Origin of the sequence: Paraburkholderia sp. SECH4, from assembly GCF_030511745.1 — a bacterium.
Classification (GTDB): domain Bacteria; phylum Pseudomonadota; class Gammaproteobacteria; order Burkholderiales; family Burkholderiaceae; genus Paraburkholderia; species Paraburkholderia madseniana.
Window position 1 is genome coordinate 220,259 of the sequence record NZ_JALOCP010000011.1, and the last position, 11,423, is coordinate 231,681.

An 11,423-nucleotide genomic window follows, 5' to 3' on the forward strand; every position below is an offset into this window, starting at 1 on the left:
TATTGGTCTATTAGCGTTGCCCCTGTGCGGGGCGGCACCTACTTCTCTTTGCCGGCTGCAAAGAGAAGTAGGCAAGAGAAAGCAGCTCAAACCACTCCTGCTAAGCGGGTCCCGTAGTTCGCACAGGGTAGTGGTGCATCTGGAATCTGGGTTCGTGCACCCTCATACGCCAGTGACAAGGGCGTCATACTTCCGGCGGCGCTGCGCGCGCCGAAGCGTACTTCTTAAAACCGCCCACTACGTTTTTCGCGCCCGCGTTCTATTCGGCGCGGTGGCCCGTGTTCTTCAACTCAAACCCATCGCCCAATCCACCGCTGCGTCGAACAGGCTGTTTCCCGCCGGCGACAAGTTGCTGAAGGTGTCGTTGTTCAGGAAAAACATCACCCGCCGTGCCGGGGCCAGCGACTCGTAGTCCATCGTCGCACCCTTCTCGTACGCGAAGATCGCCGCCTTCTCCGGTTGCCCATATAACGTCGCAATCGTCGTCGCGCCCAAGCCTGGTTTGCCCCAGCTCATCGCGGCCTGTTTGCCATATACGTTCGTTACGCCTGCCGGCAAACCGGCTGCGATCGGGTGCGGTGCGTTAACCAGCCACAGGTAACGCTCTTTCTCCGCTTCGCCGAAATCGACGTCGTGACGCTTGCCCGTCATCGCGAAGTCATCGAGTAAATCGTTCTCCCATGTCAACAACGGCTTGGCCAGATAGCGCCAGCCACCCACTACCTGTTTCGATGAAACCGTCGATGAAATAACAACGAGATCCGCATCGCCGACTGCCTCCGGCGGTTGCGCCTGGTCCAGCGTGCGCACGCTATAACCTCCCGCTTCAAGGTGTGTCGCGATCTTCTGGTCGACAGCCAGGCTCGGCCCGTTGAGTTGCACGACCATCACGATTTTCTTGCCCGTGCGTGGCCCGCTCGTTGCCGCTCGCGCAGCAGGTGTCGCGACAGCCAGCAGGGCGCCAAGGCCCGCTGCTGCGGTGAGAAATCTCCGGCGGTTACGTACGGGCGCTGATCTCTGTTCAGTGCGGCGATTCTGAAGTTTCATGACGATTCCTGTCCCGTGTTGATCAAGTGAATGCGTGTATTACGTGCAAGGCGCGATGGCGGCACGGCCTAGAACTCGAGCGTCGACAGCAAAGAGACCTGACGTGCGTCGCCAACCGACACGAAATACTTGTTTACGCTCGATGGGTAGTAAGTCTTGTTGAACAGATTTTTCACGTTGAGCTGGAACGACAGATGCCGATTGCCAAGTTTCGTCTCGTACGTGGCGAAGGCGTCGGCGACGGTGTAGGCCGGCAGCGTAAAGCTGTTGGCCGAATCGCCCGGGCGCGGGCCGACGTAATGCGCGCCGGCGCCGACGCGCAACTGGTCGCCGCCGAAGATCGTGCCGAAGTCATACACCGCCGCAAGCGATGCGGTGTTTTGCGGCGCATTCCACAACCGCTTGCCGGCGTAAAGCGGGTCCTCTGTGGTCTTCGCGTCGATGTACGCGTAGCTCGCGATTACGCTCCAGTGCTGGCCGATCTGGCCGGCCACGTCGAGTTCCACGCCGCGCGAACGCGCCTTGCCGGCCGTGCGCCAGTCGGTCTGCTTGGTGGTGTCGTTGTACTGCTGCACCAGCACGTTCTTCTTGTCGATATTGAACAACGCCAGCGTGCCGCTCAGGCCGTTGGGCATCGCCACTTTGGCACCGAGCTCCCACGAGGTGGCTTCCTCAGGCAGCACCGATGAATCGATTACCACACCCGACGAGAGCGGCGCGATTGTCGAAGTCGGTTTGAGCGACTGCGTATAGCTGCCGTATAGCGACACCGTGTCGGTCCATTTGTAAACCACGCCCGCGCGCGGCAGCCATTTGGTGCCGTTAATGTCGGTATTGACGACAAATGGCCGGCCCTTTCCCGCGATCTGGTTGTAGCTCAGAAAACGCGCGCCGCCGATCAGGATCCACTTGTCGGTGAGGTGCAAACTGTCCTGGAAGAAAAGCGAGCGGTCGTGCAGCGTGTCGGTCTGATCGCTGTCGCTCGCCGACACCGTGGTCGACGGACTCTCCAGACTGTAGACAGGATGGAAATAGTTGAACGGATATTTCGTGGCCTGGCGCAGCAAGTCCTTGCGATAAATGCGGCGGTATTCGTCGTCGACACCGACCTGCAAATCGTTGCGCAAACCGGCGATGTCGAAATGGCCGTCCACATAGGCGATCGCGTAGCTGTCCGTGCTGAGCGCGCCATGCGTCGCATCGTTGCTGCGCGACACGGCGCCGGTCGTGCTGTTGATGCCTTGCACGCGTAACTGGCCCGCGTCGTAGGTCTCGCGGTTGTAGCTGTAGCCGAAGTGCGCCCTCCAGTTGGCGTTGATCTGATGGTCGACGCTGATCTGCGCGAGGTTCGATTCGCCGTCCATTTCGTTGAACGGTTCGTCGAGACGTTCGCGGCTCGAGATGGCGAGCGGCTTGTTGGTCTTCGGGTCGAGCGCCGTGCCGCGGTCGAACGGATAGAGAAACTTTCGATATTCGTACGACACCACCACCTGCGTATCGCGTCCATACCATGCGAGCGACGGCGCCACGAGCGTCTCGCGATGCTCACCAAAGTTGCGCCAGTATTGCTCGTCGGTCTGATCGACGACCAGCCGGTAGGCGAGGCCGGCGTCCCCGATCGGCCCGGTCGTATCGAAGGTCGCGCCGGCTCCATTGCGGCCGTGTCCGTACGTCGAGCCGAGCACGGAGATCGCGTGATACGGTTTGAGCAAGGGTTGCTTGCTCACCACGTTGACAACGCCACCCGGGTCCATGATTCCATACAGCAGCGAAGTCGGGCCTTTGAGTACTTCGACGCTGTCAGCGGCCGCGTTCAGCGCGCGCCCCTGCACGAGCGGCATGCCGTTGTGCATGATCGAACCGTCGCGATTGCCGCCGAAGCCGCGCTTGAGCAAAGTGTCCTGCGTGCCGGCCAGCGTATTGCCTTGCACGATGCCGCTCACGTTCGCGAGCGCGTCGTCGAGATTGCGCGGACGTTGGTCGTGCAATACCTGGGCCGGCACGATGTTGACGGCCTGGGCCGTGTCGAGCACCGGTGTATCCGAACGCGTCACCACTGCGTCGACAGGTGGCCGGTAGCTGCCGGCTTTCACCGTCGACGAACTGACGGTCACGGCGGGGAGGGTGGTGCCGCGCCCGTTGCTGCTGTCCGCCGACGGCTCAGCGCGCTGCACGAGCGTATAGCTGCCATTGGACTGTTGCACCGCGCCGAGCCCCGTGCCGCGCAGGATTCGATCGAAGCCTTCCCCTATGCCGTAATCGCCGCGCAGGCCTTCACTCATGCGGCCGTCGGTCAGCGCCGCCGGAAACGACAGCAGCAGTCCGCTCTCGCGTCCGAAGCGATTGAGCGCCGCTTCGAGCGGGCCAGCCGGAATGTCGTAGCTCTTGCGCGGCGACGCCGCCGAAGCGGATGGCGCATCGGCGGCCAGCACGACATTGAACGGCAGTCCCGCCGAGATCAGCGCGGCCGTAGCAATATGCCGCGCGAAGTGTGCCGGCTGCCGCGCGCGCGAGGCGCCACGGCTGCTACGGCTGCCATTGCCGGCGCCGGTCTTTCGATGCTGTCCCATGTTCAAAGCTCGCAGGAAGGTAGACGATGTGTTGCTCTCATCTCCCTTGTCACGCGAGATTCGAAAACAGCTCACAACAGACGAAAAAATTTCGGCGCCGGTAGCGCAGGTCGGTTTTAAGAGCGAGCCGCGCGCACGCTACCCCAATAGCGCGTGATGAATACGACCTCAATCGGCAAGGTTCTCGCCAGGGTGTCAAGCACGCGGTCGGTGTCGGCGAGCGGGAAGGTGCCCGAAAGCCGCAAACCGGCCACTGAGGGATCGCAGCTCAGATGCCCCGCGCGGTAGCGGTCGAGCTCGTTCACGAAGTCGCCGAGCCGCATGCCGCTCGCGACGATCAGACCATCCGTCCATGCTGCGTCGTTCTCGCTGATCGGCTCGAGTGCGCTGACGTCATCACGCGTAAAGCGGGCGCGTTGGCCGGCATGGACGACTGGCGCGAGGCCGGGGGCATCGAATGGATTGATCCGCACAGCGCCTTCGAACACATCGAGGCGGCAGAGCGTGCTCTGTTGTCTGGCGGCGAAGCGCGTGCCCAAGGGCTGCAAACTGCCTTGCGCGGTCTCGACGATGAACGGCCGCCGCTCACTGTCGCTGTGACCGGTCGCGATCATGATTTCACCTTTGATCAGGCGCACGCGGCGCTCGGTGCTGCTGAAACGGATATCGATGGCGCTGTCGGTGTTCAGTGTCAGGCGGGTGCCGTCGGCAAGCGTCATGGTGCGGCGTTCACCGAGTGCGGTGCGCACATCCGCGCTCCATGCGCGCCACGGCACGTGTTCACCGGCAATCCATGTCGTGCCGCTGGCGAACAGCAGGGTCGCGAGGACTTTGACACTCGCGCGGCGCTTCGCCGAGCCGGGACGCGTCAGTGCAGCGCGTGCGGCCGCCGCGCCACCTGTGTCTGCGTTGTCCGTGCCTGTTTCAGCGAGGCCCCGGAAGCGGCTGCTGACGCTGCAGATGTGTTGCCATGCACGCTCATGATCGGGATGCTCCGCGCACCAGCGCGCCAGCGCGAGTTGCTGCGCGCGCGTGTCGTCGCCGGATTGCAGCTCCATCCACCACTCCACGGCGCGCAGGGCGATGTGCTGCGGAATATCGGGTCGCGCGCTCGCGTTCATCCGTCGATCCGTCAGGCCGCGCTGAGTGCAAAGAAACACTGCGCGCCGGCGCGCACCAGATGGCGTTTCACGGTCGAGACGGACAGCTTCAGTTGCGCGGCGATCTCGGCATGACTCAAGCCGTCGAGCTGGGCCAGCAGGAACGCACGCTTGACGGCGACAGGCAGCCGCTCCAGCAGACTGTCGATTTCACACAGTGCTTCGAGAAGCAGCGCACGGTCTTCAGGCGAGGGCGCAAAACTTTCGGGGGCGAGTGCCAATGCTTCCAGATAGGCGCGCTCGATCTGCTCGCGACGCCAGTAGTTGGCTATCACGCGTTGCGCGACGGTCGTCAGGAACGCACGCGGCTCTTCCAGGGCGAGCGGTTCATCGCGGGCGAGCAAACGCACGAACGTGTCGTGCGCAAGGTCGGCCGCGCGATGCGCGCAGCCGAGCTTCTTACGCAGCCACGCGTGGAGCCAGCCGTGATGATTGCTGTAGAGCGCCTGCATCTCGTGATGCAGGGCCGATTCGTTTGCCGCCATGGCCTACCGGACGCGCCGGATCGATGGATGCGGCGCTCTTGTAAATGAGAATGATTCGCATCATAGCATGACAAAATGTAAGGAGGAAATGCGAACGTGCCCGGCGCTATGACCGGTCGCGGTTACGGGCCCGGGTGGCACCCGTGATCACCGCGAGGCCGAGCATGATGACCGCCACGATCGCGATCGTATGTTGTGCGACATGCAGCGCCATCAATCCCCACGCCACACCGCCGATCAGAATGATCCAACCTGCGAGATAAATGAGCAGGGTCATCGTTTTTCTCCTTTTCGTTCGTCGGACGGGACCAGCTTGCCTGCTATGGAAAGCTTTACCGGTCGCCCCGATTGGGCCGTTGCAGTCGCTTGCCCGAACTGGCTTGCAGCGGGACGAATCCGGCACATGCGATCAACGGGTCTATCGAGCAGCAGATTTCGCGCCTGAGCTCGATGCATCCGCCGTTTCAGGCGGGTAACGATGGCGGACCGGGATTCAGACGATCCACCACGCGAGCAGCGCCGTGAGCAGCACCACGGCCCATGAAGGTAGGCGCCACCAGCCGAGCAACGCGAGCGCCACAATGACCAGCGCGAAATCGCGCCCGCTGTGCACCGCGCTGGTCCATACGGGATCGTAGAGCGCGGCGAGCAGAATGCCGACCACGGCAGCGTTGATGCCGCCCATCGCCCGACGCATCGACGCGAATGCCCGCAGTTCGCCCCATAGCGGCAACGCGGCGCCGACCAGGAGAAACGACGGCAGAAAAATCGCGACGGTGGCGATCAGCGCCCCGGTTATGCCCGCCGGGTAACCCGTGCTGGCGGCGCCTAGAAACGCCGCGAAAGTGAACAGCGGCCCCGGTATCGCCTGGGCTGCGCCGTAGCCGGCCATGAAAGAATTGGTCGAGAGCCAGCCGCGCGGCACGACGACCGCTTCCAGCAACGGCAGCACGACATGGCCGCCGCCGAACACCAGCGAGCCGACCCGGTAGAACGCCGCGAACAGGTGGAGTGGATAGGCATGCAACAAGGCGGCCGCCGCGGGCAAGCCGAACAGCAACAGCCCGAAGAGGGTGAGGCAAAGAAGCGCGCCGGTCTTCGTGCCGGGCATGCCGAGCGGCGCACGTGGCACCTCGGTCGACGATTTGAGAAGCAGGGCGCCGGCGATGCCCGCCACGACGATCGATGCGATCTGGCCGTAAGTTGCACCGAGCACGATAACCGCGATGGCCGACGCCGCCGCGATCGTCACGCGGGCGCGGTCGGGGCACAGCGTGCGTCCCATTGACCAGACCGCCTGCGCCACGACGGCGACCGCCGCGAGCTTGAGGCCGCGCAGCAGATGAAGCCCGTTCGCCTCCGCCAGATGGGTAAAGCCGTAGGCAAACGCGACCATCAACAACACCGACGGCAGCGTAAAGCCGAGCCAGGCCGCCAGCGCACCCGCGATGCCGCCACGAAAACGGCCGATCGCGATACCAACCTGGCTGCTGCCGGGGCCCGGCAGAAACTGGCACAGCGCGACCAGATCGCTAAACGTGTGCTCGTCGAGCCAACGGCGGCGCTTGACGAACTCGTCGCGGAAGTAGCCAAGATGTGCGGCAGGGCCGCCGAACGAGGTCAGGCCGAGCCGCAGGAAAATGCAGAAGAGGCTCCATGGCGAACTGTGTGCTGGCACGTCGAGGGGCGTGTCGGATTCTGCGTTCTGCATGAACATGTTCCACACCCGCTCAAAGCAAGGATTTCCCCTGGGCGAGAATTTTGTCGCAGACCTGCTTCGTGACCTGTTCCTTCAGTCCGCCGCCGCTCAGGTCTAGCTGCTTGCCGTCGCCGCTGCTCAGGATGCCCTTGGCGCCGTTGGTATAGCCGCTGTCGGACGAGGCCGAACTTGAGCCGCCCGGGAGTTTGCTCATCAGCGAGTCCTTGACCGAAGATGCGCTGTTGCCGCTGAGATAGTTGTTCTTGATGCAGAAATCGAGCACACCCGCGACGTTGCTGGTGCTGCCGGAAGTTAATGACTGGCCTGACAAGGCACTCCCCATGCTGCCGAGGCTCCCGAGGCCACCGGACGATCCACCACCCGAGCCCTGGTTGAGCAGGTTGCCGAGTTGCGCCTGGGCGGCCGGGACAGGGAGCAATGCTGCGATCAAAATACCTGTAGCTGCGACGCGATGCGTGCGTACTTTCATACTCGAACTCCTTCTGCTGGCTGGAAGTCCTCCTACTATAGTGCCTTTCAGACGGGCGACAGACTGGGTTGTCACGTTAAATGTTGTCATGCGCGATGGGTAACCGGTACTCATCGCCATATACGGCAGCGCCCACAATATGAGATTTTTAATTTTCATGTGAGTTAATCCTGATTTCCATATAAGGATTTCCTTATTTTTTATTGAATATTTTTTTGAACATACATCTCCCGCAATAAATTATCTTCACCTGTATAAAGAACCCGTTTTTCACCCTTCAGGCTGAGTGAATTCGGCCGTATACCTTGAGGAAGCAGGGATCATCAGCAGGTTTCGTCATCACATCTGATCCAGCCTCGCGGTACAGGCGAGCACGATCCGCACGGTGTCTGCATTGCCAATCGCTGTAATTGATGACATAGGCACGGCGGCGTCGCTGATGCCAATTTAATTCCGCATTTTTAGTCATCGTTGGTCGAAATTAATCAGGCTGCCACGACGCGCGTGTCACGAGACGTGTGAATTCTTCAATAGCATTCACTGAACTGCAGCAGGGAAAGAGGCCGCAATGATGTTGTCCGCCGATGAGTGCGGACGGCACACATCGCGGCCGCAAAAGCAAACGTTTGCCAACTACTGACGGCGCCCGGAATGGTTTCATGAATCGACCATCGGGACCGTCTCATCGGGAGTGAAGAAGCGCATGACGAGATCGAAATCGAGCAAGGTCGATACACAACGAGCACACGTAAATTCAGACGCTCCTGAAACACGGTCTGGACATTCCGACACCGTGGCGATGCAGGAACAAATCGCCGAGGGCATTTCGCGTCGCACATTTCTGTATAGCCTGGGCGCGTTGGCCCTGTCCGCTTGCGGCGGCGACGGTGGAGGACCATCGTCGGCTCAGGGGGGCCAGTCATCGCTGTCGGCGGCCGCATCACGAGCTGCAGTATTGAGCAGTTCGTCGTCCAGCGCGTTTGTGCATCCAGGTCTGCTGCATACCCAAGCCGACTTCGATCGGATGGGCCAGAAGGTCACGGCGCAAGCGTCTCCCTGGATCGATAGCTGGAACATCCTGATCTCGAACAGTCATGCAAGCCTGTCGTGGACACCGCGCCCACAGGCGGTCGTCTATCGGGGTAGCGACGGAGTGCATTCGCAGAACTACTCCTTGCTGTTCAATGACGTCGCGGCGGCGTACGCATGCGCATTGCGCTGGAAAGTCTCGGGCAACACCGCTTATGCCGACAAGGCGGTGCAGATCATGAACGCCTGGTCGTCGACGTTGACCGGGATCGGCGGCGATACCAACGCCGATCTCGCGGCCGGCATCTACGGCTATGAATTCGCCAATGCCGGTGAAATCATGCGCGTTTATTCAGGCTGGGCGACGGCCGACTTCGCGCGCTTCCAGAGCATGATGCGCAACGTCTTCTATCCGATCAACCACGATTTCATCAATCGGCACAACAACACCGAGGTGACTCACTATTGGGCCAACTGGGATCTGTGCAACGTGGCATCGATCATGGCTATCGGTGTGCTGTGCGACGACCAGTCGCTATTCGATGAAGCTGTCACGTACTTCAAAAGCGGCGCGGGCAACGGCGCGATTTTGCAGGCCGTCTACTACGTCCATCCGGGCTACCTGGGCCAATGGCAGGAGTCAGGGCGTGACCAGGGACACGCCACGCTCGGCATCGCGCTGGGGGGAGCGATCTGCGAAATGGCCTGGAATCAGGGTGTCGATCTCTACGGTTACGACAACAACCGGTTCCTCATGGGGGCGGAGTACGTTGCGAAAAGCAACCTGATCGAGTCGGGCACGACCTTTTATACCGTGCCCTATGTCCGCTACAACAATGTAGACAACGTGAACCAGACGGTGTTTTCGACCTCGGCTCAGGGGACGGTGCGGCCTTGCTGGGCGCTGGTCTACAACCACTACGTCAATCGCAAGGGATTGGCCGCGCCTTACACGCAGAAGTTCGCGACATTGGTCCAGCCCGAAGGTGGCGGAGGCAACTATGGACCGAACAGCGGCGGCTACGACCAACTGGGCTACGGGACGCTGACCTGCACGCTGGATGCGATCGCAAGCGGTGCAGCGCCAAGCGCACTCGTCGCGATCGCAAGCGCAGGACACGTCATCCTGTCGTGGTGGGGCACGGCGTACGCGACGAGCTATAACGTCAAGCGCGGCACCACGTCGGGCGGACCCTACGTGTCCATTGCGAATGGTGTTACCGATCTGCTCAGCTATACGGACAGCGGTATTGCGGCCGGGACCTATTACTACGTCGTGACCGCGGTGACACCGGTCGGCGAATCGGCTGCGTCAAACGAGGCCGTTGTGACCACGGCGGTGCAACTGCAGACCTACCTGGCATTCGACGAAAGCAGTGGCACCAGTGCGGCGGATTCGAGCGGGAACGGACATACCGGCACGCTGGTCGGCGGTGCGAGCAGGGCGGTCGGCAAGAAGGGCAATGCCGTGTCGCTCGACGGCAGCACGGGTTATGTCAGCCTGCCGGACAACTTCGTGGCCGACGTGTCGGACTTTACGATCGCGGCGTGGGTGTACTGGAACGCAGCGAAGACCTGGGAACGTGTATTTGATTTCGGTTCAGGCACGGGCCGCTACATGATGCTGACCCCGCGCGCCAATAACGGATTCGCGCGCTTCGCTATCACGCTTAATGGTGGCTCCGGTGAGCAGGACATTAATGGCAATGTCGCGCTGCCTACCGGGCAGTGGGCGCACGTCGCTGTGACGCTATCGGGCAGCGTCGGTACGCTGTATCTGAACGGTGCGGAGATCGGCTCCAACACGGCGACGTCGTTTGCGCCGTTCCGGCTGGAAAGCACGAACCAGAACTGGATTGGGCGATCGCAATTTTCAGCCGATCCGTATTTCAACGGATTGATCGATGAGTTTCGCATCTACCGCAACGCGCTTAGTGCGGAGCAGATTGCGGCGTTGATTTCGGCGTAGCGACAGGCTGGGCGGATGTCGACGTTCTGTGAGCGCGTCGGCATCCGTGCGGCTGGGTTTCTGTCCCAGCCCCACAATCGCCCGAATCATATCAAAGTGCCGGTAGAGGAATTTCCTGAGCACGTATCCCAAGCCAGACGTTTGCGCCGGTTGAACATAGGTCGATGTTGGAATTTGCAAGCTGCGCGATCTAATATGATTAATACGCATCGGCTCCAGCCAATGCACCACGCAGCCGCGCCCGGAGATCTCATCATGCTGATTCCGAAGGTCGTAATCGGAGTAGCCGCCCTCGTCGGCGTGACCACAGCCTACGCGGACGGGTTCGTCGTCACGAGATCCCTTTCGAATGGGCGTGAAATGCGCCTCGTCCAACACACTGCCGAATGTGATGGCGGCCCCGGCGCATTCATCTACAGGAAAGGTAAGCAGATCGATCAGACCTGCAATGTCCAACTGACTGCGGCAGGAGCGACCGTGAGGTTGCCACCTCTTGAGCCGCGCATGTTCTTCCCCCGCGATACGCTGTACCAGGACTCAAAACTATGAGCGCCCGCCGGTCTCTGCAATAAACCTTTGGGCAGGCGCGCATCACCGGTGCATCTGGCATTGATCGCACGCGATCCAAGCGTCTCTGCTCGATGCAATTTGGCCTTCCGCAAGCTAGGCTCGAATCGCCACGGTAGGGTGAGAAGGAGCCCTCGGAACGCTCGATTCGGTGGTCTGTTTGAATTTGCTTTCATCGACAGTTGGAATCACTGTCGGGTCGCCGAAGGTCTATAACTGAATCGGCAGTCCAGAGCGAACGTCTACCCCATCTATCGCTGATACGGAAGCCCGCGAACTTTCGACCTGGAAAGGAGGTTTAGCGATTACGTACGACCAATCCATGCTTTGCCTTTTCGAATCCCGATTAGCCTAGGGAAACGCTGATTAATGAAGCTCGGCGGTCATCGCGAACGTAGCCGAGGACG

At 61.2% G+C, this 11,423-nt stretch carries 9 protein-coding genes; 2 read left to right on the plus strand and 7 right to left on the minus strand.

The window, feature by feature from the left end; all coding sequences use genetic code 11:
* Positions 1–285: 285 nt before the first annotated feature.
* From M0D67_RS17720 to M0D67_RS17750, 7 genes are all read right to left on the minus strand, one after another.
* Positions 286–1,047: a hypothetical protein gene (locus tag M0D67_RS17720; RefSeq protein ID WP_171928380.1), complete on the minus strand. Its 762-nt coding sequence runs from the start codon at positions 1,045–1,047 to the stop codon at positions 286–288.
* A gap of 68 nt (positions 1,048–1,115) precedes the next feature.
* A complete protein-coding gene (locus M0D67_RS17725) occupies positions 1,116–3,617 on the minus strand; it encodes a TonB-dependent receptor (protein WP_266239309.1) in 2,502 nt (833 codons plus the stop codon).
* Between the two features lie 116 nt (positions 3,618–3,733).
* The gene (locus M0D67_RS17730; protein WP_266239310.1) at positions 3,734–4,738 is read right to left on the minus strand and encodes a FecR domain-containing protein; all 1,005 of its coding nucleotides are present in this window, start codon (positions 4,736–4,738) and stop codon (positions 3,734–3,736) included.
* An 11-nt stretch (positions 4,739–4,749) separates the two neighbouring features.
* A complete protein-coding gene (locus M0D67_RS17735; protein WP_171928377.1) occupies positions 4,750–5,262 on the minus strand; it encodes a sigma-70 family RNA polymerase sigma factor in 513 nt (170 codons plus the stop codon).
* A gap of 106 nt (positions 5,263–5,368) precedes the next feature.
* A complete protein-coding gene (locus M0D67_RS17740; RefSeq protein ID WP_166618380.1) occupies positions 5,369–5,539 on the minus strand; it encodes a hypothetical protein in 171 nt (56 codons plus the stop codon).
* A gap of 216 nt (positions 5,540–5,755) precedes the next feature.
* Complete coding sequence (gene chrA, locus M0D67_RS17745; protein ID WP_266239311.1) at positions 5,756–6,973, minus strand: chromate efflux transporter; 1,218 nt, start codon at positions 6,971–6,973, stop codon at positions 5,756–5,758.
* Positions 6,974–6,992: 19 nt separating this feature from the next.
* Entirely contained in the window at positions 6,993–7,451 is a 459-nt protein-coding gene (locus tag M0D67_RS17750) for a DUF2501 domain-containing protein (protein WP_266239312.1), read from the minus strand.
* A gap of 799 nt (positions 7,452–8,250) precedes the next feature.
* Here M0D67_RS17750 and M0D67_RS17755 point away from each other — a divergent pair.
* Positions 8,251–10,449, plus strand: a complete 2,199-nt coding sequence (locus M0D67_RS17755) for a LamG-like jellyroll fold domain-containing protein (protein WP_266239313.1) — start codon at positions 8,251–8,253, stop codon at positions 10,447–10,449.
* 255 nt (positions 10,450–10,704) lie between these two features.
* On the plus strand, positions 10,705–10,998 hold the full coding sequence (locus M0D67_RS17760; RefSeq protein WP_154567413.1) for a hypothetical protein: 294 nt from the start codon (positions 10,705–10,707) through the stop codon (positions 10,996–10,998).
* The last annotated feature ends 425 nt before the right edge of the window (positions 10,999–11,423 follow it).

Coding starts and splice junctions, on each gene's coding strand:
- M0D67_RS17740 (WP_166618380.1), bottom strand. CDS start 5,539: ATGACCCTGCTCATTTATCTCGCAGGTTGGATCATTCTGATCGGCGGT.
- M0D67_RS17735 (WP_171928377.1), bottom strand. CDS start 5,262: ATGGCGGCAAACGAATCGGCCCTGCATCACGAGATGCAGGCGCTCTAC.
- chrA (WP_266239311.1), bottom strand. CDS start 6,973: ATGCAGAACGCAGAATCCGACACGCCCCTCGACGTGCCAGCACACAGT.
- M0D67_RS17755 (WP_266239313.1), top strand. CDS start 8,251: ATGCAGGAACAAATCGCCGAGGGCATTTCGCGTCGCACATTTCTGTAT.
- M0D67_RS17720 (WP_171928380.1), bottom strand. CDS start 1,047: ATGAAACTTCAGAATCGCCGCACTGAACAGAGATCAGCGCCCGTACGT.
- M0D67_RS17730 (WP_266239310.1), bottom strand. CDS start 4,738: ATGAACGCGAGCGCGCGACCCGATATTCCGCAGCACATCGCCCTGCGC.
- M0D67_RS17725 (WP_266239309.1), bottom strand. CDS start 3,617: ATGGGACAGCATCGAAAGACCGGCGCCGGCAATGGCAGCCGTAGCAGC.
- M0D67_RS17760 (WP_154567413.1), top strand. CDS start 10,705: ATGCTGATTCCGAAGGTCGTAATCGGAGTAGCCGCCCTCGTCGGCGTG.
- M0D67_RS17750 (WP_266239312.1), bottom strand. CDS start 7,451: ATGAAAGTACGCACGCATCGCGTCGCAGCTACAGGTATTTTGATCGCA.